Genomic DNA, 22,818 nt, shown 5'->3' with positions numbered 1-22,818 from the left:
GGGGACGTCGCCCCGGTGTCGTCTGGAATGATCAATGGCGGTTCTCCCTGTCTACCCGAATCGGGCGGTCACGGCGGCGGAGCGCACGCTCGGCGTCCAGCCAGCCGCGGCACGATGATTCGTCAGGGCGGCAGCATGGGTAAATATCCGGTCGCGGTGTTTTTTCTAGTAACCAGTTCGGCCCTGCGGGAGCGGTCCTGGCGCAGCCGACGGAGAAGCAATCCCTTGCCGGCCGCTCCGCCGAAGGCTACCGGCTGTTGTCGACCTTGGCCGCACCGAGTGGCGGTTCGACCGCAATTTCCGGGGACGACAGTAGGCGTTCCACTCGTTGCGGGCGCCGGGCGAGCGCGACCCTTCCGGCCGGCCATGCGCTGGCATCGGCTCTCGACAAGAGCGACCATCCGGCCAATCGCGATCGCGTTATCCGGAACGCTCATGACCCTTCGTCCTGCATGGGCCTGCCTCGTGCTTGGCTTCCTGGCGGCGTGGCCGCTGGCGACCTGGGCACAGTCGCCGATCCGGATCGGCAACCTCGACAACCGGATTGCCGTGCAGGCCGGGGATTCGGCGCCGGAGCTGCTGCAACTGGCGCGCCCTGGTGGCGTCGCCTGGCAGGGCGCCGCGGCCGCGGCCCTGATCGGGCACGCCGATGTCGCGGGCAGGGAGGTACCGCTGCACTGGCGCTTCGATCCCGACGCCAGCCGTCACGGGACGGACGCCGCAAGCCTGGTCTACGAAGATCGCGCCGTCGGACTGCGGTTGCGTTGGGAATGGCGCGCGCGGGCTTCGCACGGTCCGCTCGAACATGCGATCCGCATCGAGAACCGCAGCGGGCACCCTGTCTGGCTTCCACTGCAGCCCAGCCTGCAGGTCGCGTGGAAAATCGCGGCAGGCCAGCCGCTGCAGCAGGTGTGGATCGACAAGGGCGCCGGCGAGCCGCCGCCGGTGGGGACGCACCAGGTGCCGATCGCCGATGGCCGCGATTGGCGCGGCACCTCCAGCACGTTCGCGCACCCGCGCCCGGGCGAGACGCGCGAGATCATTCCCTGGTTCCTCATCCGCAGCGAGGACGCAGGCGTCGGCGGCTGGTACGTCGGCGTGGAATTCAGTGGTCGTGTCGCAATGACCCTGAAGCGGAAGGGCGCGAGGCTGGAAAGCACGGTCGGGCTCGATCCCGAGCCCGGTCCATTCCGCACCCGCCTCGCACCCGGCGAAACCTTCACCACCCCGACGGTCTTCGTCGGCGCCAGCGACGGCGATATCGACGACACCGGCAACGCGCTGCGGCGCTGGGTGCGCGAGGTGCTGGGTGATCCGTCGACGCTGGCCGACGCGGCCTATCCGTTGGTGACGAACAACAGCTGGGGCAGTGCGATGGCAATCGACGAGGCACAGGCGCGGCGCATGATCGATGATGCGAAGCGGCTGGGCTTCGAGATGTTCCACCTGGACGCAGGCTGGTTCCGCGCCGTCGGCGACTGGCACGCGGATCGGAAGAAGTTCCCCCGCGGCGTGGCGGCGTTGTCGGATTACGCGCACCGCCGTGGCCTGAAGTTCGGGCTCTGGGCGGACTGGGCCCAGGCGGGCACCAGCAAAGGAAAAGGTGCACTGGACGTTGCCGATCCGGAGGTGCGCGACTGGCTGACCACCGACCCGCCGCCCGGCTGGAAGCCCACCGAGTTCAAGGGCATGACGATCGACCTGGGCGTGCCGGCGGCGCAGGCCTGGGCGGTTGGCGAGACCGATCGCCTCGTGCGCGAGTACCACCTCGACATGCTCGAACACGATGGCTACGTCGTCGCACAGGGTTGCGACCGCGACGATCATCCCCACGCACCGGCCGACCCGACCCGCATCCGGCGTTACCGCGACGACGACTTTCTGTGGGTCGACGGGAGCAATGCGACCGACGTCAGCCTGCACGCCACGCGCGCGTACTACGCCATCCAGCACGCGCTCAAACGCCGGCATCCCGGCCTGCTGCTCGAGGTCTGCAACGACGGCGGGCGCATGGTCGATTTCGGCAGCGCCGCCCACGGCGACTACTTCTCCATCGTCGATTCCTACGACCCGCTGTCCAACCGGCAGGCGTTCTACGACGCCAGCCACGTGCTGCCGCCGGCCATGCTCGAAACCTACGTCAAGGCGTGGCCCACGCCCCGGATCGAGAATTTTCGCTACATGCTTCGCAGCGGCATGATGGGCTGGTTCACCGTCATGATCGACACGAACGGCTGGACGCCCGCGCAACACGCGGCGGCGGGCAGCGAGATCGCCTTCTACCAGTCGACCCTGCGACCGCTCATCCGGGCCGCCGATCTCTACCACGTGGGTCCGCGCCCGGACGGCAAGGGCTGGGATGGCACCGAGTATTTCGATGGCGTACGCGACCAGGGCGTGGTTTTCGCGTTCCACGGCAGCGATCCGGCGCCCGGCGTGTTCCGTTTCAGGCTACGCGGACTCCGCGCCGGTCATCGGTACCGCGTGCACTTCCGCGACCACACGTCGCCCGATCGCGTGGTCGACGGGAGGGAACTGATGGATGCCGGCCTGGCGGTAAGGTTGCCGACGCCGCAATCTTCCGAACTGGTGGTGATCGATGGCGTTCGGTGAAAGCGTCGAGCCTGGGCGCCTTCAGCCGGAGCAGCCGCCACAACATATGCTGGGCAACTGCACCACCTGCTCTGGCTCCACTGTCCAGCCGGTTTGCCGCAGGACGCCGATCAGGTCCTTCACGGGCACCCAGGACGATATCCGCATGACCAGACCGCTCATATCGAGATCGACCAGCGCGCTCGGGTCGATATCGAACATGGCGTCCTGGACCACCTCGGGTCGAGGGCTGGCATCGGTGAGTGCGATATGGAATTCCATCGTGCGGCCTCGTTACAGGCATGTCGTTTTGCTGCATCACATGCTTTCCGATCGGCGCGCACGTCGTCTTGATCCCGGTCAGGTCGAGGGGTGAAACAGGCCGGCGGATCAGTTTGAACTGGTCGCCTGCCTCAGCCGGATCCCCGACTCCTTCCCCGATCCGTCCCTTTCACTCCGGCCGCCGCCAGCACGTTGGTGGAACGCAGATCGACAGCTGCGTAGAGTGACGTTGCGCTGCGACGTCTTGTTTGCCGATGCCAGGTTTGGTGGTGTTTCGAACTTGCCGGCGGCCGACGCGGGCGGCGACATGGGTTTTCAGGGCCGACTTCCGAAACTGCTCCAGGGCAGTTGTGGCTGCATGGCCCCGCGAGGAAGAAGCCGTATACACCGCAAGGGGAGGGGAAAATGCATCTGCGTTATGGCTTGTTGATCGCAGCCGTTGGGTTGGCGCTCGCTGGTACCGCTTTTGCCGATACGCCTGATGGAATACCCGCGCTGGCCAACTTTCAGGCGGTGTCCGGCGAGTTGAACGAAGTCCAGAGCAAAAACTTCTTCGACACTTTGGCTGAGTCGCGCATCCTTCAAAGGAGCGAGCTGAGCCCGCGAACCATCGACGCCATCGGTGACATCATCGCGCGTACGAATGGTGACGAACGGAAGTCGGAGTATTTGGACGGGTTCTACGGGCTTTGGTCGCGCGTCGGTATCGACGTGGATCCGCTGGGCTTCGCCAACCTCGAAGACCGGATCGCCCGCAAGCAAGGCGAGCCTCAGCAGTTCGGTACGCTGGCGCGCGGTAAGGGCGACTACCCCGTCGCCGACGCTCAGCGCATCTATGCCGCTGCGCGCGACATGATCGGCCTGGACCCACGTACGGCCGTAGCGCCTATCCGTGGCAAAGCCACGCTGGCCATGGCAAAGCCTTCGCATCCGACGCTTCCGGCTTTGCGCGCGGAACTCATGCGCCTGGGAAGCATGGACCAGGAGGCGCGGCGCGAGCCGGCAGGCGGCTTCAAGGGCGGCGACGAGAAGGCGTTCATAAAGCGCATGTCGGATACCGACGCGTATACGTTGCCTAGAGTCAGGGCGATCTTCGACCAGTATGGAATTCCCTCGCCGATGCAGGTGGGCCGGTCAGGCACGCATGCCGCGTTTCTTCTCATACAGCATGCGATCAACGATCCGGCACTCATGCGCGGCGCAGTCGCTCAAACCAAACAGCTAACGAATAGAGGCCAGCTGCCCGGCATCGACTACGCATTGCTGTCCGATAGGGTTGATTGCGTCCTGGACCATCGTCCTCAGCAGTTCGGCACGCAAGGCAGCAGAGATCCCAAGAGTTATTGGTATTGCCCTATCGCGGATCCGGAGCACGTGAACCGGCGACGCGCTGCCCTGCACATGTCGCCCCTGACAAAGGAGCGGATCTATGGAAAGGCCGGTTGAGCGACTGGCGATCCACGATGATTCGCGCGTCCGTGCTGGTCGCTTTACTGCTGGTGTTTTTGCTTCTCTCGATTTTCCGAGTTGACGCGCCCGCTCGGTCGGGCTCCCTTCCCATTTGAGGGGCCCCATGCGATCGCCGCGTTACCAGGGATACGGTCAGCCCGCGCATGGCGGGCGTTTGCCAGCACCACTATCCGTCACCGAGCACGTCCTCGACCGTCACCTCCTTGCACGACGCGAAGGCGCCGGTGACGGTCACCGTCACCTGGTTGAGGTAGAACCCGCCGGCCGGCTTTATCCGGACTTCCAGCCCGTCCCTGGTGGCGTGTGCGGTAAAGCCACCGTTGCCCCGCAGGTTCTGGAAGCTTGCGCTCTTGATGAGCCAGGTGGCGTTCTTGAAGACGATGTCGCATGCCGACAGCGGCATTGCGTAGAACGCGTTGTCCGAGATCGACACCCTGTCGCACGCCGTCTTGCGTTCCGGCTCGAGTCCTCGCTGGGACGCTGCCGCAAGGAATGCGTCTCCACGGAACTGGACCTTGCATGTCCTTTCCGCTTTACCCGCCGGCGAGCCCGTGGCTGCGGCGGATAGGGCGTACGACAGGAGCACGGCAAGCGCGGGGAGCGGGTGCATGTCAGTTGGCCTTGATGGGCGCAACGTCGAGGTACTGCTGGTCGGGGACGACCAGTTGCAGGCGCTGGACGCCATTGATCAGGATGACCTGGTTACCCGGCACGGCATTGAAGTAATACATGCCGTCGGATCCGGTCACGTAGTCCATGCAGCCGCCACCGCTGTCACACAGGCGGACGTTCGCGCCGGCCATCGGCACGACCCCGTACTGGAGCGTGATGTCGACGCGACCGCGAACGACCGTGACCGCGGCTGCATCCGTGCAAACGAAGGCCAGCAACAACACAAGCCACTTTTTCATTGGGCGTTCCCCTGGGACACCGGCGAGGTCGTCGGGGATGGCGGACGCGCCTCATCCGCCGGATCCGGATAGGTCGCCAGCTGGCTCCCGTTGGTGGCGCCATAGGCGTTCCTCAACACGATCCATACCGGCTGGGTCCCGATGATCTGGCGCGACGGATAGTCGAACCGGACCTTTTCCGAATCGTTGAGATCCAGCACGACCGGATCCAGCGCGGGGAGCTGGAAGCGCGCCGTGGGAAATTTGCCGTCCGAGAGGATAACGCGGAAGGTGACGTCGCTGGCGGATGCCTGGATCAGCGCGGGCTGGGTTTCGACGCGAACCTGGGGCAACGTTCCGCCATCGACGGGCAATACGTTGCCGCTCGCGTCGCGAAGCCGGATGGGTACCCGTACCGTCCATGCCTGGTTGTCCTTCAGCGAATCGGCGATCCGCTGGGCGTCCTTGTCCGCTTCGTTCATCAGGAACAGATAGGTGAATATCGAGACCGCCAGCAGCACGACGTAAGTGGCGGTGGAACCGACGACCTTGAACGTGAGATTCGCCTTTCCGAACATGCGGCCGTCCGCGCTCCAGCCCCCTTGGGCTTCACCTTCCTCGGGCGTGGCTTTGCCGGTCGCATCCGCCGGGCGCTTGGGGGTAAGGGCCTTGTAGAGCACCGCGGCCGGAACCAGGGGAATCAGCAGCAGCGCTGCGATGGCAAGCAGGGCGCCTATCGATGCCATCTCGAACTCCTTACCGGTATTTGCCGGACCGGTCGGTCGTCCATCTGCAAACACGGCTGCCATGCCGGGCGGGGGTGCATCCACCAGGCAGCGCCGGAGGAAGCGCGATCGCTGCGGATCCGGGAACGGCTCGCGTTTTGGACGGGACAGAAGACATGGCTGTCTCCTTGGCTCGATTTCCGATGGATCGAGAAACGAACGCTATGGCCTCGAACACCCCTTACTCGCGGCGGAAGTTGCTCCACGGCATGTAGACGGATTGTGTGCTTCGGCGGCCGAGTTTGCTGACCTTGGCCAGCACGGTTCCGGAGGACGCGTCTGCCCACGCTGGTTACGCATCGTCCCGTGCCATCCGGCCCGCTCGCGGCGTTCCGGCTCGGGCCGCGACCCGATTCCTGCAGTCACTTTTCCGAGGGTGCAGCGGTTAGCGCAGGGCGCGTTCGTTGCGCCGTTGACATCTACTAATAAAATAGTACTATATGTTTAGTAAGGAGGGCCGCATGACGAACGTACGCCCCACCGAAGGTGAGCTGGCCATCCTGCAGGTCCTGTGGGACCGCCGTGAGCCGTGCACCGTTCGAGAGGTCCACGAGGCACTCTCGCGCCACAAGGACACCGCCTATACGACGGTCCTGAAGATGATGACGATCATGGCCGAGAAGGGCCTGGTCCGCCGCGACGAATCCGAGCGTAGCCACCGCTACGTCGCTGCCCATCCGCAGGCCAATGTGCAGTCGGCGCTGGTGAAGGACCTGGTACAGCGGGCGTTTTCAGGTTCGGCACTGCAACTCGTGCAGCGTGCGCTGGACGTGGAGGGCGCCAGCCGCGAGGAACTCGACGACATCGCGCAGCTGATCGCTCGCGCCCGCAAGCAACGCGACCGCTGACGCCGCCGCCATGCACATCCTTCCAGACGCGCTCAAGGCGGCGCTCGCGCTGACCCTGCTGCATTCGGTGTGGCAGGTCGCGGCGCTCGCGCTGCTCGCAGGTTTGGTCCTGGCGATCCAGTCCACGGCGAGCGCGAAGGCGCGGCATGCGACGGGCATGGCGTTCCTGCTGGCAATGGTCCTGCTGCCGATGCTGACGCTGGTGAACCTGCTCGCCACCCACGCCAAAGTCGCCGACGCCATGACGGTCGTCCAGGGGCCACTGGCGCGCGTTCCGGTCGTGGTCGCGTCGATCGCCTATGCGCCCGCCAACCTGGCACCGCTGTGGTTGCCGTGGGTCTGGACGTTTGGCGTGGCGACGATGCTGCTGCGCCTGTGTGGCGGCTGGTGGATGGTCCGCAGGCTGGATCGGAAAGCCTGCGATCGGTTGCCCGCGCACTGGCACGCGCGTGCCGAGGCGTTGCGCCAGTCGCTGGACATTCGGCGCCAGGTCGCCATCCGGCTGCTGCGCGACACGGGATTGCCGTGTTCGGCTTATGCGTGGCGGCCAGTGATCTGGTTGCCGCTTTCGATGCTGACGCGGCTGTCGCCCGATCAGATCGAGGCGCTGATCGCGCACGAACTGGCGCATATCCGCCGCCTGGACTGGATCTGGAACAGCCTGCAGTGCCTGGCCGAAGCGTTGCTGTTCTACCACCCGGGCATGTGGTGGCTGAGCCGCCGCATCCGGCAGGAGCGCGAGAACGCCTGTGACGATCTTGCGGTGGCGGCCTGTGGCGACGCCATCGTGCTTGCCGAAGCGCTCAACAACCTCGAGCGCTTGCGTGTCGCCGCCCCGATGTTCGCCTTGTCAGCCAAAGGAGGAGTGCTTATGCAACGCATCAAGCGTCTGTTGTTCCCCGATTCACCGCCGCACCGGCTGCGCCTGGGTGTTCCCCTGGCCCTGCTCGCCGTCGCATGTTCCGGCGCGTTGTATGCCGCACAGGCGAACCATTCGACCACCGCGGGCGACGTTGCCGCGCAGGAGGTTCCGCACTGGTGGAACACCGTCGGCCATTCGGTCCACATCGTCGCAACGGTCGACGGGCATCTGCGCGAGTACCGCCAGTGGAGCGATATGGACGGTCGCCCGCACGAGTCCTATACCGTCGACGATCGTCCCTCGCGCATCGACGCCAAGGTGCGCGAGTGGCTGGCGGTCGCGATGAAGCCGCCGGCACCCCCGGTGCCGCCAGCACCTCCGCCGCCTCCCGTGGCACCGCCTCCGCCCGCGCCCCCGGCGCCGCCGCTTCCGCCCCGGATCGAGACCACGCAGGCCTACACGACCGCCATTGCCATGGTGCAACGGGATGCACGCGTGAGTGCCATCTTGGGAACGCCGATCGGCGCGGTCACCGGTCCGTGTGCGCTCAACGGCGATGCGTTCGACTGCTCGATCATGCTCAGTGGCCCGCAGGGCATCGCGAGGTTGCAGGCGAACGGCGAGCGCCGTGCCGGGCAATGGCGGTACTCGCGACTCGAAGTGCTCCCGGAGCGCGGTGATGCGGTCGATGTGGCGCGACGCGACTGAGGGCTCCCGTTTTTTTTTTTTCGCGCACAAGTACTAATCAATTAGTAGTCATGAGGAGCATCGGATGAAAAGGTTCCTGTCATTGGCGGCATGCGCCGCGTCCCTGTGCGGCGCTTCGTCGGTCGTAAACGCACAATCGCCCCCCGGACCACCCCCGCAGCCGGACATGGTCATCGACGCCGCCACGCGCCAGCAGGTGGTCGACACGCTCGTCGCCGACCTGGAGCGCTATTACGTGTTTCCCGACAAGGCGAAGCAATACGCCGCGATGCTGAACGCCAAACAGCAACAAGGCGCCTACGATGCAGTGTCGAGCGCGGAAGGCTTCGCCCGGCGGCTGACCGGGGATCTGCAGGCCGTCAGCCATGACCGCCATCTGGAGGTCCAGTACAGCGCGGAACCGCTTCCGCCGGAAAGCGCGAACACCGAACCTTCGGCGCAGGAAAACGCCGAGCTCCTGGGCATCGGCCGCAGGCTCAACTTCGGCATCGAGACGGTGGGCCGGCTGCCTTTCAACATCGGCTACGTCGACCTGCATGCCTTCATGCCGCCCGATCAGGTGAGCAGCCGGTATGCCGCCATGATGACCCTGCTTGGCGATACCCGCGCCCTGATCATCGACCTGCGCAAGAACGACGGCGGCGATCCCGACGCCGTGGGACTGCTTGCCAGTTACCTGTTCGACAGGCGTACCCATCTCAACGACATCTACACGCGCACCGACAACCGCAACCATGAGATGTGGACCCGCACCCGGCTGGATGGGCCCCGCTATGGCGCTGCGCGCGAGGTCTACGTGCTGACCAGCGGCAAGACGTTTTCAGCCGGCGAGGACTTCAGCTACGCGTTGAAGAATCTCAAGCGCGCAACGCTGGTTGGCGAGACCACCGGAGGCGGGGCGCATCCGGGCATGCCGCACATGCTCGACCGGCATTTCGCGGTATTCATCCCGTTCGGTCGCTCCATCAGTCCGGTCACCCATACCGACTGGGAAGGCACCGGTGTCGTTCCGGACCTGGCTGTACCTTCGGACGACGCGCTCGCCGTCGCGCAGCGTCGCCTGCTGGCCGGCTTCCTGGCGACCGAGAAGGATCCTGAAGTGCGCGATGCGCTGAACAGGCGCCTGAAAGAGCTCCATTGATCGGGTGATGGAAAAAAGGGTCGGCAATGCCGGCCTCTTTTTTCCCGCCTCGAAGGCCAGGGCCAGCTTTGACGGCAACCGGATACGGGACCCGCTCCAATGACCGGTACGGGCTGACCTGGCCCCATGTCGTTCGAGAATATCCATGAGCTCGTACATCTCCGCCGCTGACCTGGGTATCCGCGTAACGGCGGATGACGAGCAAAGCCTCTTCAAGTGGCTGTTGGCAAGCTTTCTGTTCGGCAAGCGGATCGGCCAGAAGGTGGCCGCCGCCACCTGGCGGGTGCTGGTGGAGGTCCATGGCCTGGATACGCCACGAAAGCTGTGCGGTTGCACGCACGCTCAACTGGTCCGGATGCTCGGCGAAGGCGGCTACGCGCGCTACGACGAATCCACCGCCGCACGCCTGTCGTTGCTGTGCCGGATGCTGCTGGAGCAATACCAGGGCCGCGTGCTCGGCATCTTCGAAGCCGCCGGAAGCCGCGAAGACTTCGAGCGTCGATTGGGGGAGTTCAAGGGAGTCGGCCCGGTGACCGTCGGCATCTTCATGCGCGAAGCCGGCCCGGCGCTGTTCCGGTCCTGACGGACGCGCACGCGGCTCTGGGTGCGCCTGCGCTCGACCGGCGAGGCCCGATATGACCTCCGGCGGTTCCAAAAAGACCCCGCTGCGTGCAAAGTCGCGCGACCTCTTTTCGGAAACGTCCGATGACCCGCCTGGCAATTTCCCTTCGCACTACGATGCTGTCGGCAGCGCTGGCCTTCGCCTCCACGGGCGCCTTGGCCGCCGACGCCACGCCCCACCAGGATTTTCTCGCCGCGCACATCGACACGTCGGTCGATCCGGGCGTGGATTTCTTCCAGTACGCGAACGGAGCCTGGCTGAAGGCGCATCCGATCCCGGCCTCCGAGGCGACGTGGGGCATCGGCAACGAGGTGGATGACGAGCTGTATGCGCGCCTGCGCGGCATCAGCGAATCGGCAGCGAAGCAGCCGGCCGAACCCGGCAGCGACACGCAGAAGATCGGTGATTTCTGGGCCACCGCCATGGACGTGGCGAAGGCCGATCGCCTGGGCCTGCATCCGCTGGATGCCGAGCTGGCGCGCATCGACGCGATTTCCTCGCCCGCTGGCGTGCTCGATGCGGTGTTCGCGTCCAAGCCGGTCGGCGCCGGCGCGCTGTTCCGCATCGGCATCGCGCAGGACGACAAGGACAGCGCGACGATGGCGGTGCAGATCCACCAGGGCGGGCTGGGCCTGCCCAACCGCGACTTCTACTTCAACCCCGAAGCGGGCGTGGCGAAGATCCGCGCCGCCTACGTCGAGCACCTCGCGCGCACGTTCACGTTGCTCGGTCGCAACCCGGTCGCGGCCAGGGCGGCGGCGACGCAGGTGATGGCGTTCGAGACGGCGCTGGCCAAGGCCTCGCGCAAGCTCGAGGACCTGCGCGACCCGGAGAAGAACTACCACAAGATGGCGCCGGCGGATTTCACCGCCAAGGTCACGCCGTCCATCGACTGGAGCGAGCGGCTCGCGGCCTGGGGCATCCACCCGACCTACGTGATCGTCGGCCAGCCGGAGTTCTTCGCCGCCGAGGACCGCCTGCTGCGCGAGACGCCGCTGCCGGTAATCAAGGATTACCTGCGCTACCACCTGGTCGACGGCTACGCGCCGTTCCTGTCCACCGCATTGGATGAAGCGCACTTCGACTTCCACGGCCGTGCGATGTCTGGCCAGCAGGAGCAGCGCCCGCGCTGGAAGCGGGCGCTGGACGAAGAAAACGACGCCATGGGCATGGTGCTCGGGCGCATCTTCGTCAGGCAGTATTTCCCGGTGGCGTCGAAGCAGCGCTACACGGCGATGGTCGAGGCGATCCGCAGCACCTTCCATGACCGCATCGAACGGCTCGACTGGATGAGTCCCCAAACCCGGGCCAAGGCGCTGGCCAAGCTCGCCGCGGTCACGCCCAAGGTCGGCTATCCGGACAAGTGGAAGGACTATTCGGCGCTGGTCGTGGGACGCGATTCCTATGCGGCGAACGTCATGGCGGCGCGGCGCTGGCAGTTCCAGGACAACCTGGCGAAGTTCGGCAAGCCGGTCGACCGCACCGAATGGGACATGACCCCGCAGACCTACAACGCCTACTACAACCCGTCGAACAACGAGATCGTGCTGCCGGCGGCGATCTTCATGGTGCCGGGCGTGCCCGATGACCAGGTGGACGATGCGGTCGCCTACGGCTATGTCGCCGCCAGCACCATCGGCCACGAGATCACCCACGGGTTCGACGACCAGGGCCGCCAGTACGACGCACAGGGCAACCTGTCCGGCTGGTGGACGGCGCAGGATGCGGCGCGCTTCAACGCCGCGGCGGAAGTGATGGTCAAGCAGTTCAATGCCTACGAACCGCTGCCCGGCCTGCACATCAACGGCAAGGCCAGCCTGGGCGAGAACATCGCCGACTACGGCGGCGTACTGCTCGGGCTGGAAGCTTTCGAGAAGACGGCGCAGTTCAAGAAGAGCGGGAAGATCGGCGGCCTGACGCCGACCCAGCGCTATTTCCTCGGCTATGCGCTGGGCTGGATGAGCCAGCAGCGCGAGCAGCGACTGCGCCAGCGCCTGCTGTCGGATGTGCATGCCCCGGCAAAGTGGCGCGTGCTCGGCCCGATGTCGAACATTCCCGCGTTCTACCAGGCGTTCGACGTGAAGCCCGGCCAGCCCATGTGGCGTGCCCCGCAGGATCGCGTGCGGATCTGGTGATGGAACCGGGGTTGCTTTTCAGGGAACGGGCTTGGGCGCCGTTCCCGTTGGCGAAGGCTCGCGCCCGAGGCGATTGATCGCGTCGTTCTCCACTATCGGGGGCGGCGACGGATCACGCGCCAGGGCGAGCATGGCCCGGCCCACGCGGGCGGTCGTGGTCATCTGGCCAGGCAGCAGGCGCACGGCCAGGGCCAGCGCAGGCGATCCGAGCCGGTACAACAGGTCCAGCTGCTTGTGCGGGGAACGGATGCCTTCCACCGGGCGGATGCCACCCGGCCGGAGCATCACGGTAGTGATCGGCAAGGCGGCAAGGGCGCGCTCGGTTTCGCCCTTGGCCCTTGCCACCATCATGCGACTACCGGGGTCCGAGTAGGCCCCGGAGATGTACAGGAAGCGGCCACGGGGGTTGTACCTGGCGAAGGCCTCGGCCACCTTCGAGGTCAGCGTCAGCGTGACATGGCGATAGGCCTCCGCGGTGATCCCCACCAGAGGTGCGCCGGCGCAGTAGAGGCACGCGTCGAACCCTGCCAGCCGATCGCCGAGCGATTCCACCTGCGCGAAATCCGGGCAGGACAGTTCCTCCAGCCGGGCATTGTGGATGCCGGTGGGGTGTCGGCCCAGCGCGACCACCTGCGTCACGTCCGGGGCACGCAGGCACTCGCGAAGCACGCCTTGACCGACCAGGCCGGTTCCGCCGGTGATGAGGATCCGCATGGGCCATCTCCGCTCGTGGGAATCGCGAGCTTAGCCTTAACGGCGCGTGGCCTATGCGACAGCCGCGCGGGAGGGGGCTTCACTGCGATGAGCATTATGCAGGTGCGCGTACAAGGCGCCATGAAAGCGCTCGCGGCTTGTCGCACGGTCGACTTCTGAAGTACGGCACGAGTGGAAGGAGAGGAGCGCTGGGTCGCTCCGTTGCAACGCGGATATGCCGAGGGGCGCCGTAGCGCCCCTCCATGCATCGTTGCTGGAGTGTTGGGTCAGCTGTTCTTGTGGCTCTGCTCGCCCGCTTTCACATGCTGCTCGTGGCTGCCGCCCTGGCTTCCGCTCTGGCTTCCGCTCTGGTTGCCGCGATTGCCGCCGGACGAGCTGCTGCTGGCCGACTTCGACCTGTCGTCGTTCTTGTGGCTCTGTTCGCCTGCCTTGACGTGCTGCTCGTGCGAACCACCACGGTTGTCATTGCTATTGGGCATTTCCGATCTCCGGGATAGATGGGACAGCACGGCTGTTCACCGTGCTGGGCCACCATCCCTCAACGGGCCTTACGTTGCGGTGAGGAGCCGGTCAAGCGATGTTCGCGATGCCTGCTGCCAGCCAAATCAGTCTTCGGCCATCGCAGCTTCTCGCCCTTGCTGGCGGATGAGTGCTTCCTCGCGCGCGTCGATGATGGACTGCATCACGCTGTCCACGTCGACCGCGCTCTCATCGAACGCGAAGCGGCCGGTCAGCTCGCTTTCGGGCTGCAGTTCGCCCTGTTCGAACAGCGCCCACATTTCCTCGGCGTAGTACGTGTCGAGCAGGTCGGGTGCGAAGCGCGACAGATTGATGGTGAGGTTGCTCACGTCCCGCCGCAGCATCGTGCGCGCGGCGTTGTTGCCGGATGCGCTGACCACCTGGGGCAGGTCGATGATCACCGGGCCGTCGGGCGCCACCAGCACGTTGTACGGAGAAAGATCGCCGTGGATCAGGCCGACGCAAAGCATGCGCACTACCTGGCGGATAAGGATGCGGTGGTAGTCGCGGGCGGTGTCGGCGGAGAGCTCAACCTCGCCCAGTCGCGGGGCCGACTGGCCATCGGCGTCGGTGACCAGCTCCATCACCAGCACGCCGTTGAAGTAACCGTAGGGTTGCGGCACGCGCACGCCGGCGTCGGCCAGCAGGTAGAGCGCGTCCACTTCGGCATTCTTCCAGGCGGCTTCGGCTTCCTTGCGGCCGAACTTGCTGGCCTTGCCGATCGCGCGCGCCTGCCGGCTGCCGCGCACCTTGCGACCTTCCTGGTATTGCACGCGCTGCTGGAAGCTGCGCTGGGCCATGTCCTTGTAGACCTTGGCGCAACGCACCTGGTCGCCCGAGCGCACGACATAGACGGAAGCTTCCTTGCCGCTCTTGAGCGGGCGCAGGACTTCGTCGATGACGCCGTCGTCGATCAGCTCCTGCAAGCCGGTGGGAGTTTTCATGCGTAGGGGCGGGCGGTCAGTGGGAACTGTCCATTATGAACGGTCGGGCATGACTGCGAGCTGCGTCGCTGCGCGTGGCCGTGAACCATCGCCGCGCAGGCCCGCGACCGCGGTCGACCCTCGAACCGGCCGTGCTGGCGCTGCCAGGTTTTTCACCCCAGCGGGCGCACGCGGAAGTTGCGCCCCTTGATCTTGCCGGCGCGCAGGTGCTCGAGCGCCTTGTTGGCCAGCGCGCGGGTGATGGCGACGTACGCGCGGGTGGCGAAGACGTCGATCTTGCCGATGTCGTCGGCCTTGAGGCCGGCGTCGCCGGTGAGCGCGCCAAGGATGTCGCCGGGACGCAGCTTGTCCTGGCGACCGGCATCGATGACCAGGGTCTTCATTGGCGCAAGGTGCAAGGTCTTGCCGCGTGGCGGGGCCAGCTTGAGCGCTCGCCAGGGCAGGGACTCGCCCAATGCCTGTTCGATGTTCTCGGCCTTGGGTCGCTCGCGCGGCGTGCACAGGGTGATCGCGACGCCCGACTGGCCCGCGCGTCCGGTGCGCCCGATACGGTGCGTGTGTGTGTCCGGGTCGTGCGCGATGTCGTAACTGACCACCAGCGGCAGCGCGACGATGTCCAGGCCGCGCGCTGCGACGTCCGTGGCCACCAGCACGCTGCAACTGCGGTTGGCGAAGCGCACGAGCACTTCATCGCGGTCGCGCTGCTCCATGTCGCCGTGCAGGGCCAGTGCGGAGAAGCCGCGACGGTCCAGCTCCTGCGCCACGGTGTCGACGTCGCGGCGCATGTTGCAGAAGACCAGCGCATGCTGGTCGCGGTCGCGGCCGAGCAGTTGGGCGAGCGCGTCGGGCTTCTGCGCGGGCTCGACTTCCACGAACTGCTGCTCGATGGCCGGCGCGGCCTCGGCCGGCGTCTCCACGGTGACTTCCACCGGTTCCTTCTGCAGCCGCCGACTGGTGGTGCGGATCGCTTCCGGATACGTGGCCGAGAACAGCAGCGTCTGGTGATGTTTCGCGATGCGGCCGACGATGTCGTCGATGGCTTCCCCGAAACCCATGTCGAGCATGCGGTCGGCCTCGTCCAGCACCAGTGTCTTGATGCCGCCACCGTGCAGGCTGCCGCGCTTGAGGTGTTCCTGCACGCGGCCGGGCGTGCCCACCACGATGTGCGGATCGTGGGTGAGCGAGGCCAGCTGGGGCCCGAGCGGCATGCCGCCGCACAGGGTCAGCAGCTTGACGTTGGGGAGACTGGCGGCGAGCCGGCGGATCGCCTTGCTTACCTGGTCGGCGAGTTCGCGGGTGGGGCATAGCACCAGTGCCTGCAGCCGGATGGTGTCCACATCCAACGCCTGCAAAAGCCCCAGGCCGAACGCAGCGGTCTTGCCACTGCCAGTGCGCGCCTGGGCGATCACGTCGCGTCCGGCGAGGATCGGGGGAAGGCTCTGCGCCTGCACGGGAGTCATCTCGGCGTAGCCGTGCGTTTCCAGGCTGGCGAGCAGGGCGGGCTTGAGGGGGAGCGTGGTGAAGTCGGTCATTCGCCATGATCGCATCAATCGGCGATGCGGACGGGACAGGGCCGGGCCGCCCAGACATCGCGGCAGGCGTGAGGGTGTAGGATGGCCGTTCGCCCTCTGCACCCGTGTACGCTCGTCCTGGCCGCCCGGCGGCCCTCCGCCGCGTTTCCTTCCGTCGCCCCACGGCTGCGGAATTGGCAGAAGTACCAGCCTACTCATCCGCAACGACGATTCCGCTTTTTGCGCCGGCTCAGCGCCCGGCGCACATCGCCCGCGACACACGCGTCGCGACGGTGGCGGTCATTTCCATCCCAGCCCCGAGAGGACTCCCCGATTGGCCAAGATCAACTATGCGTTCGAAAAGCGTCAGCGCGAACTCGCCAAAAAGAAGCAGCAGGACGCCAAGCAGTCCAAGAAGCGTCCCGTACGCGAGGGTGACAAGCCCGACGACCGGTCGGACAACGTTTCCCCGAAGTGAGCGGTGCCGCCTGAAAGCGCCACAGAGACGCAAAAAAAAGCCCGGCGCAAGGCCGGGCTTTTTCTGGAACGGGCGAAAGCCTTAGAGCGGCTGCACCTGGTCGGCCTGCAGGCCCTTCGGGCCCTGGGTCACGACGAAGGACACCTTCTGGCCTTCCTGCAGGCTCTTGAAGCCCGAGGACGTGATCGAGCGGAAGTGCACGAACACGTCATCGCCGCTGGCGCGGCTGATGAAGCCAAAGCCCTTGGCATCGTTGAACCACTTGACGGTACCGGTTTCGGTCTGCGACATCGTTGTATCTCCTTGGAACGGATGAAAAAGCCGCGAAGTGCGGCGGGGTAGCTGGTTACAAGGAGGAAACGGGTGCAACGGTGTAGTGGAACTGCTCTCTACAGCATCGGGCCACAGTTCGCGTGACCCTTGAAACCCAGCCCGGGCACAGTAGTGTCTGTTGCGTCCCGAAGCAAATGTTTTTGTGAACACAGGTTCAACAGCCGCCGGCGAAGTCGGTTCCCGATCGTCGCCGCCGCGCGCATCGGCCCACCCGAGGCGTGCTCCGGCGCCACGTCCGCGCGGATGCCACCTGGCCCGTTTGGCGGCGGGCCCTGTGGCCCGAACGACTGAACGGGACGTCGCCGGAAAGCGGGCACAACAACCCGACTTGCCGCGGACCGGCGAAAAGGAGCCGGCCGGAAAAGGGCGGTCTGGTCGGCGCAGATGCCGGCATCCGCAGCATGACAGGCGGACAAGGGCATCCTTGCCCTTCGTGCGATCAGGAGAGCTTGTTGTTCTGCAGGGTGACGCGGGTGGCCTGGCGGCCGATCTGCCGGTCGCGCTGCCCGCCGCCGCCCGTGCGGGTCGGGTCATGTAATGCGCGCTGTTGTACTGCGGGACGTTGCGCTTGATCAGCTCATCGTGCGATTTGCCGCTGACGCGCGCGCCGCTCAGGCCATCGCGCGGCGGGCTGCCTCGATCGCGGCAATGTCGATCTTCGTCATCGTCATCATGGCGTCGAATGCGCGCTTGGCCACCGCAGGATCCGGGTCGGTGACCGCAGCTGTCAGCACGCGCGGGGTGATCTGCCAGGACAATCCCCACTTGTCCTTGCACCATCCGCAGGCGCTCGGGCTACCGCCGTTGTCGATGATCGCGTTCCACAGGCGATCGGTCTCGGCCTGGTCGTCGGTCGCGACCTGGAACGAGAAGGCCTCGGTCTGGGGGAAAGCCGGTCCACCGTTCAAGCCCAGGCAGGGGATGCCCATGACCGTGAACTCCACCGTCAGGACGTCGCCCTGCTTGCCGGAGGGATAGTCGCCGGGCGCGCGGTGGACGGCTCCCACGGCGCTGTCGGGGAAGGTCTGGGCGTAGAACTTCGCGGCGTCCAGGGCGGTGCCGTCGTACCAGAGGCAGATGGTGTTCTTGCTGGTCATTTCCCTTCTCCAGGTTGGGGCGGTGAGGCCGCCCTAGTCTGTCGACGGTTGAAGGGGTGCCGGATCGACACGCGGGTCGAGAAAAGTCCTGCGCCGTCGACTGACAATCGGCGAAGGCCCTGGGCCTGCCTTCTATAGGGGAAGTTCGGATGACAGCGGGTAGAAGCGCGCGACACGGGCGTGGAGCGGGGGGTGACGCCGCACCGTGTCGTGTTCGCGGGCCGCAGGTTCAATCCGGCGCGAAACGCCAGGTGCCGTCGAGAAACTCGTCCAGCTCCCATCGCTTGAACGGCGCCCGTCCCTTGAACTTGCCGAGGGCCGCAGACACGACGTCCCGATTCCAGTGGGTGACCGGCCGGTTGTGCGATTGCAGGTAGTGATCGATGTAGTACTCGGGCGTCCACGCTTGCGTGGAGGAGGCCTGCACCCTGTCGATCTTCCCGACGTATGCCTTGTTGGGGTGACTCGACCAATCGCCCAGGGCCTGGCCGAGTTGTTCCGCGCTATCCAGCATGGTGTGTCCCGTGAACTTTCAGACAGTGGGTGATTAGTCCTGCAAGCCGGTCCAGCAGCCGTCAAAACGCCGTTCCGGAGCGGCTGATTATGGCTAACCCACGCCAAACGACAGCGCCGGTTAAGACGCCCGTTGCAAGCAGTTCAGGCAATCGGAGTTCGCGACGAACGTCAGCGGGTGGTTCTTGCGTTCGACGCGGACGGAACGATGGTGTCCCGCGATTCGGTCGCAGGATTTTGCCCGTAGCGCGCGAGCAGGAAGTCGATCGCGCTGCGCAGCTTGGCCGTGGGGTGGCGGTCCTGCGCGTAGATCAGATGCATCGGCGAAAGCGTGAGCGACCAGTCAGGCAGGACGCGCAGCAGCCGGCCCGCGGCCAGGTCGTCGGACAACAACGGCTCCGGTTGCAGCGCAATGCCGATGCCGCTGAGCGCTGCAATGCGAAGCGCATCGCCCTGGTTGGCGGTGAAACGCCCACCCACGGTGACGACGCACGTGGTGCCGTCCGGCCCGACCAGTCGCCACACGTCCGATCGCCGCCAGTACGACATGCCCAGGCACTCGTGTCGGGCCAGGTCGTCCGGTCGCATGGGATGACCGTGGCGGGCCAGGTACCCGGGCGAGGCGGCCAGGATGCGCCGGTAGTGGCGCAACGGCCGCGCGACCACGCCCGGTTCGGTGACGTCGCCGACCAGGACGCCGAGCTCGAAGCCGCCATCGGCAAGATTCGGTGGACGGTTGTCCAGCGTAAGTTCGACGCTGACCTCGGGATGACTCGCCATGTACTCGGCCAGCGCGGGCACCATGTGGCTGCCGAAGCCCACCGGCGCCACCAGCCGCAGCCGTCCCCTGGGGGCGGCTTGCAGTTCCAGCGCGCTCGCCTCGGCGAGCGCGACTTCGGCCAGGGCCTGCTTGCACCGCTCGTAGTAAAGCCGCCCCACATCGGAGAGCTGCTGTTTGCGCGTGGTGCGGTGGAGCAGTCGGGCGCCCAGCCGTTGCTCGATCGCCGCGACGTGCTTGGCGACCATGGTCGCGGATACGCCGCTCGCTTCGGCAGCGCCCGCGAAGCTGCCGCAGTCCACCACGCGCACGAACATTTCCATGCCAGCCAGCTTATTCATGATTCAAAACCATGGGGTTGGTTATGAAGCAAAGTCTGGCACGTTTATTACGCCCTGGTGTGGCCTCAACATGCCGCGCATACCTTCCGCAGCGAGGAGCGTCGCCGTGCCGAGCCTTCATCTGGACATACCCAGCATCGATTGGATCGCGCGCCCCGTGCGCGGCGAAAAGCCCGGTGGCGGCAAGGCCCGCCCCGCCGAAAGCGTCCGGCTACCAGCGACGCCGGCAGAGCCGCGCAACCGGCCGGTGCGTGACGTTCGGCAGCCGATCCTGCCGCCCGGCCGGCCCGCCGGTGCCATGGCATGAGGTGGAGCAGCATCGATGCGGATATAAGGGAGACATCGATTGACGTGCCGCGGATGCGTCCCGGCGTGCCGATGGGCCTTTCGGGCAGGACAAAAACCATGAACGAGGCGCACGCGCCGTACCACGCGCACATCTACTACGAAGCGGCCAGCCGGCCGCTGGCCGAGACCATGCGCTGCGTGCTCAGCGAGCGAATGACCGCTGGCGAACTTGCGCCGTTGCGCTTCGTCGGCAGCCTGAGGGATGGCAAGGCCGGACCGCATCCCTTGCCGCAGTTCGAGATCCACTTCACCGCCGACGGACTGGCGGTGGTGCGCGAGATCATCCGGGCGTCCGGGCTCACCGCGCTGATCCACCCGCTGACCGACGACGACCTCGCCGATCACACGCGACTGGCCGAATGGATCGGCACGCCGTTGGCGCTGGACCTGGACACGCTCGATCCGCCGGGACGCAACAAGGGCGTTGCGCGTTTCGGCTTGTCGGACTTCTAGTCCTTCAGTGGGTGCGTGCTCCATCACCGCGGCGTCGCTGCCGATGGACCGGCCACGCCGGATGCGATGGGTCGCAACGCCCGCTGATCAGTGTCGATCCGTGTTGTCGGCCGGTTTTGCGAAAACCATGTCCTCGAGCCGGACCGCTACCACCTTGCCGTGGTCCACCTGGAACGCCATCACGTTGCCGCTGTTGGGCACCAGTTCCACACGGACCTGGTCGTCCTTGGGATAACCGGTGGCGACGGCGTGCAGGCGGCCCCAATGGATGGCCATCGCGCCGTGCCGATCGACGTGGATCCGCATCGTGCCGAGCAGTGGGTTCGCGTAGGTGCCGGCGTAAGCCTCGCGCGGCAGCGTGAGGTGCCAGGGACGGGCGCGGATCGCGGCACGCTGCCTGCGCACTTGCTGACGCAACCCGGTAGCTTCGCCCGGTAGCGCGGCGAAGCGCTTTGCCACCGCCGCTTCGTTGCCGGTCTGTCTGAGCAACGCGCCATACACATAATCGGCGACCAGATTGGTCATGCGCGGACAGAGCATGTCTTCGTTGCACAGGACCACCAGACCCGCGTTCTCGTCCGGCATGAGCGACAGGTGCGCGTGGAAGCCGGCGAAGCCGCCGAAGTGATGGAGCAGGCGATGACCCTTGTACTCGCCCGTGTACCAGCCCAATGCATAGCCGGTGCGCTCGAAGTCGAGGTACCGGGCTTTCAGGTCTACCTGGGTCGCGTGCGATCGCTCGATGGCGCCGGCCAGCGAGGGATGGTTACCGGCGGGTGGCTCCAGTTGCGCGATCAGAAACCGCGCCAGGTCCGGCGCGGTGGACACCATGCCGCCGGCTGCCTGCATGGTGTCGTCGGACTTGGTGAGATATAGCGGCGCCTGCGGGTCATCGGAAGCCAGCGAATAGGGCAGGGCCATCGCCCAGCCCCGCGCCTGGGCCTGGCTGATGTAGGCGGAGGTCTGGCGCATGTCCAGCGGCTCGAAGACGTCCTGCTGCAACTGTGCCTGCCAGGGACGCTTGAACCGCGCATCCAGCCAGACGCTGGCGATGTTGTAGCCCACGTTCGTGTACTCGAACGTGCCGTGCGCGTCCTCGGCGCTGGTGCCTGAGCGCGCCACCAGCGCGCGCAGCGTGTCCGGATCGTGCAATCCGCTGAACGCCGTGGCCCAGACCAGCGGCTCGTTGTCGATGCCGGATGTGTGGACGAGCAGGTCGCGCAGGGTGACGGCGCCCGCGTCGATGCCAGCGAAATGCAGCCCGGGAAACATCGCCTGCACCGGCATCGCCAGGTCCGCCTGTCCCTGCTGCACTTTGAGCAACACCTCCAGTGCAGTGAACGGCTTGGTGGCCGAGGCGATATAGAAGTCGGTGCGCGCGGTGACTGGCGTACGGCGAGCGATATCGGCCAGCCCGACGTAATCCTGGTAGACGACCTTGCCATCGTGCACTACCGCGATCGCCATGCCGGTCGGGTGGCCGATCGCCGTGTTGGTCGTCGCCACGAGCTTCGCCAGTGGACCGAAGTCGACCGGGGGACTGTCGGCGCGCGCCGGATGGGCGAGCGCCACGGCGATAGCCACGAGGAGGGGCGCGAGTGGTTTCATGAGCATGGCTCCGCGGGCAACTGTTGCCTGGCAGAGATACGTGCGGCGCCGGTCCGGTTGCGTCAGGCGCACGCGCACCACGCCGACCTCGCGCGAACCGTGCTTGCGGGGCTCAGCTCCCTGCAGGGCACGTGGCTTGCCGGGCTTTTCGGAAGGCGGACGCGCCGGCGTCGTCGGTGGCTGTGCCTTCGTCGCCGCCATCGAACAGCACGCGCCAGACGCCATCCTTGCCGCGGTGCCAGACGGTAGCGAAGTGGCCGGCGATGTAATGCGGCTTGGCGGTGGGGTCGACCGCCTCCATCAACCAGCGGCCGCTGGAGTAGGCCACATCCTCGATGCCGCCGGTCACGACCTGCGTGGGATACCAGGCCAGGCGCATGTCCTTGCCGTCGATCAGCCCACGCCAGTGGGCCAGGACGGCTTCCTTCCCGCGCTGGGGTCGGAGCGTGTTGGCGGCGAACACGGCGTCGGCTTCGATATGGCTGGCGAAGGCGGCCGCGTCGTGCTGTTCCACGGAACGGGCGAACGAGAGCTCGCGCTGCCATACCGTGCAGCTTGCGTCGGCGGCATGCGTGATGGCCGGGGCGGCGGCGAGGCCGAGCGCGAGGGACAGGAGCGTACGGTTCATGGGCCTACTCCTCTGGACGTGCGGACGGATCGCCCGCGGCCGGGCGATCATCGCGCCGCCGCGGGCTGCGTGCACCGTTTCGTGCATCGGCGCCTGCTGGACCGGGTCCTGGCGCGCGCGCGAATCTATGCCAACCTTCCATTCGCGCTGCGCGAGGGACAGACCGGGGCCAACCTGGCCCGCGCCATCGGGCAGCTGCGGACCTGATCACCCAACCG

The 22,818-nt window shown here is 66.3% G+C and carries 23 protein-coding genes; 9 read left to right on the top strand and 14 right to left on the bottom strand.

Annotation, left to right across the window (positions count from 1 at the left end):
- The first annotated feature begins 435 nt into the window (after positions 1-435).
- Entirely contained in the window at positions 436-2,613 is a 2,178-nt protein-coding gene (locus LQ772_RS09475; protein WP_231320425.1) for an alpha-galactosidase, read from the top strand.
- Positions 2,614-2,634: 21 nt separating this feature from the next.
- Here the strand turns inward: LQ772_RS09475 and LQ772_RS09470 are convergent, their stop codons facing one another.
- Positions 2,635-2,874 carry a hypothetical protein gene (locus LQ772_RS09470; protein WP_231320424.1) on the bottom strand — a complete coding sequence of 80 codons (240 nt, stop codon included), beginning with the start codon at positions 2,872-2,874 and terminating at the stop codon, positions 2,635-2,637.
- A 405-nt stretch (positions 2,875-3,279) separates the two neighbouring features.
- On the opposite strand from LQ772_RS09470, the gene LQ772_RS09465 reads away from it, so the two are divergent.
- Positions 3,280-4,320 (top strand): DUF6624 domain-containing protein, encoded by a 1,041-nt coding sequence (locus LQ772_RS09465; protein WP_231320423.1) that lies wholly within the window; start codon positions 3,280-3,282, stop codon positions 4,318-4,320.
- A 190-nt stretch (positions 4,321-4,510) separates the two neighbouring features.
- Here LQ772_RS09465 and LQ772_RS09460 read toward each other — a convergent pair whose 3' ends face one another.
- From LQ772_RS09460 to LQ772_RS09450, 3 genes are read right to left on the bottom strand one after another with little or no spacing between them, the layout of a single operon-like run.
- Positions 4,511-4,954, bottom strand: a complete 444-nt coding sequence (locus LQ772_RS09460; protein WP_231320421.1) for a hypothetical protein — start codon at positions 4,952-4,954, stop codon at positions 4,511-4,513.
- A gap of 1 nt (position 4,955) precedes the next feature.
- On the bottom strand, positions 4,956-5,255 hold the full coding sequence (locus tag LQ772_RS09455; RefSeq protein WP_231320420.1) for a hypothetical protein: 300 nt from the start codon (positions 5,253-5,255) through the stop codon (positions 4,956-4,958).
- Positions 5,252-6,043 carry a hypothetical protein gene (locus LQ772_RS09450; protein WP_231320419.1) on the bottom strand — a complete coding sequence of 264 codons (792 nt, stop codon included), beginning with the start codon at positions 6,041-6,043 and terminating at the stop codon, positions 5,252-5,254. The genes LQ772_RS09455 and LQ772_RS09450 overlap by 4 nt, the downstream gene beginning before the upstream one ends.
- 437 nt (positions 6,044-6,480) lie before the next feature.
- On the opposite strand from LQ772_RS09450, the gene LQ772_RS09445 reads away from it, so the two are divergent.
- The 5 genes from LQ772_RS09445 to LQ772_RS09425 all read left to right on the top strand — a co-directional run bounded on the left by LQ772_RS09445 (position 6,481) and on the right by LQ772_RS09425 (position 12,335).
- The gene (locus LQ772_RS09445; protein WP_231320418.1) at positions 6,481-6,867 is read left to right on the top strand and encodes a BlaI/MecI/CopY family transcriptional regulator; all 387 of its coding nucleotides are present in this window, start codon (positions 6,481-6,483) and stop codon (positions 6,865-6,867) included.
- 10 nt (positions 6,868-6,877) lie between these two features.
- A complete protein-coding gene (locus tag LQ772_RS09440; protein ID WP_231320417.1) occupies positions 6,878-8,437 on the top strand; it encodes a M56 family metallopeptidase in 1,560 nt (519 codons plus the stop codon).
- A 166-nt stretch (positions 8,438-8,603) separates the two neighbouring features.
- A complete protein-coding gene (locus LQ772_RS09435) occupies positions 8,604-9,578 on the top strand; it encodes a S41 family peptidase (protein WP_231320416.1) in 975 nt (324 codons plus the stop codon).
- Positions 9,579-9,723: 145 nt separating this feature from the next.
- A complete protein-coding gene (locus tag LQ772_RS09430) occupies positions 9,724-10,161 on the top strand; it encodes a DNA methylase (RefSeq protein ID WP_231320415.1) in 438 nt (145 codons plus the stop codon).
- A 122-nt stretch (positions 10,162-10,283) separates the two neighbouring features.
- The gene (locus LQ772_RS09425) at positions 10,284-12,335 is read left to right on the top strand and encodes a M13 family metallopeptidase (protein WP_231320414.1); all 2,052 of its coding nucleotides are present in this window, start codon (positions 10,284-10,286) and stop codon (positions 12,333-12,335) included.
- Positions 12,336-12,353: 18 nt separating this feature from the next.
- On the opposite strand, the gene LQ772_RS09420 is transcribed toward LQ772_RS09425, so the two are convergent.
- The 4 genes from LQ772_RS09420 to dbpA all read right to left on the bottom strand — a co-directional run bounded on the left by LQ772_RS09420 (position 12,354) and on the right by dbpA (position 16,044).
- The gene (locus LQ772_RS09420; protein WP_231320413.1) at positions 12,354-13,049 is read right to left on the bottom strand and encodes an NAD-dependent epimerase/dehydratase family protein; all 696 of its coding nucleotides are present in this window, start codon (positions 13,047-13,049) and stop codon (positions 12,354-12,356) included.
- Positions 13,050-13,315: 266 nt separating this feature from the next.
- A complete protein-coding gene (locus LQ772_RS09415) occupies positions 13,316-13,528 on the bottom strand; it encodes a hypothetical protein (protein ID WP_231320412.1) in 213 nt (70 codons plus the stop codon).
- Between the two features lie 126 nt (positions 13,529-13,654).
- Positions 13,655-14,512, bottom strand: a complete 858-nt coding sequence (locus tag LQ772_RS09410; RefSeq protein ID WP_231320411.1) for a PA4780 family RIO1-like protein kinase — start codon at positions 14,510-14,512, stop codon at positions 13,655-13,657.
- A gap of 152 nt (positions 14,513-14,664) precedes the next feature.
- Positions 14,665-16,044, bottom strand: coding sequence for an ATP-dependent RNA helicase DbpA (gene dbpA / locus LQ772_RS09405; protein WP_231320410.1), 1,380 nt, complete (start codon positions 16,042-16,044; stop codon positions 14,665-14,667).
- A 313-nt stretch (positions 16,045-16,357) separates the two neighbouring features.
- Here dbpA and LQ772_RS09400 point away from each other — a divergent pair, with 313 nt between their 5' ends.
- Entirely contained in the window at positions 16,358-16,501 is a 144-nt protein-coding gene (locus tag LQ772_RS09400) for a hypothetical protein (RefSeq protein WP_231320409.1), read from the top strand.
- Between the two features lie 81 nt (positions 16,502-16,582).
- On the opposite strand, the gene LQ772_RS09395 is transcribed toward LQ772_RS09400, so the two are convergent.
- The 4 genes from LQ772_RS09395 to LQ772_RS09380 all read right to left on the bottom strand — a co-directional run bounded on the left by LQ772_RS09395 (position 16,583) and on the right by LQ772_RS09380 (position 19,563).
- Positions 16,583-16,792 carry a cold-shock protein gene (locus LQ772_RS09395; RefSeq protein ID WP_231320407.1) on the bottom strand — a complete coding sequence of 70 codons (210 nt, stop codon included), beginning with the start codon at positions 16,790-16,792 and terminating at the stop codon, positions 16,583-16,585.
- 653 nt (positions 16,793-17,445) lie between these two features.
- Positions 17,446-17,931, bottom strand: coding sequence for a VOC family protein (locus LQ772_RS09390; protein WP_231320405.1), 486 nt, complete (start codon positions 17,929-17,931; stop codon positions 17,446-17,448).
- A 229-nt stretch (positions 17,932-18,160) separates the two neighbouring features.
- Positions 18,161-18,445 carry a hypothetical protein gene (locus LQ772_RS09385; protein ID WP_231320404.1) on the bottom strand — a complete coding sequence of 95 codons (285 nt, stop codon included), beginning with the start codon at positions 18,443-18,445 and terminating at the stop codon, positions 18,161-18,163.
- Positions 18,446-18,615: 170 nt separating this feature from the next.
- Entirely contained in the window at positions 18,616-19,563 is a 948-nt protein-coding gene (locus LQ772_RS09380) for a LysR family transcriptional regulator (protein ID WP_231320403.1), read from the bottom strand.
- Between the two features lie 405 nt (positions 19,564-19,968).
- Here LQ772_RS09380 and LQ772_RS09375 point away from each other — a divergent pair, with 405 nt between their 5' ends.
- Positions 19,969-20,364, top strand: coding sequence for a DOPA 4,5-dioxygenase family protein (locus LQ772_RS09375; protein WP_231320402.1), 396 nt, complete (start codon positions 19,969-19,971; stop codon positions 20,362-20,364).
- An 87-nt stretch (positions 20,365-20,451) separates the two neighbouring features.
- Here the strand turns inward: LQ772_RS09375 and LQ772_RS09370 are convergent, their stop codons facing one another.
- Positions 20,452-21,972, bottom strand: a complete 1,521-nt coding sequence (locus LQ772_RS09370) for a serine hydrolase domain-containing protein (protein WP_231320401.1) — start codon at positions 21,970-21,972, stop codon at positions 20,452-20,454.
- 112 nt (positions 21,973-22,084) lie between these two features.
- Positions 22,085-22,600: a YybH family protein gene (locus LQ772_RS09365; RefSeq protein WP_231320400.1), complete on the bottom strand. Its 516-nt coding sequence runs from the start codon at positions 22,598-22,600 to the stop codon at positions 22,085-22,087.
- Positions 22,601-22,818: the final 218 nt, after the last annotated feature.

Source organism: Frateuria edaphi (assembly GCF_021117405.1).
GTDB classification, from domain to species: Bacteria; Pseudomonadota; Gammaproteobacteria; order Xanthomonadales; family Rhodanobacteraceae; genus Frateuria_A; species Frateuria_A edaphi.
The sequence above is the reverse complement of the archived record's forward strand: the minus strand, read 5'-3'. Positions and strand labels throughout refer to the sequence as shown.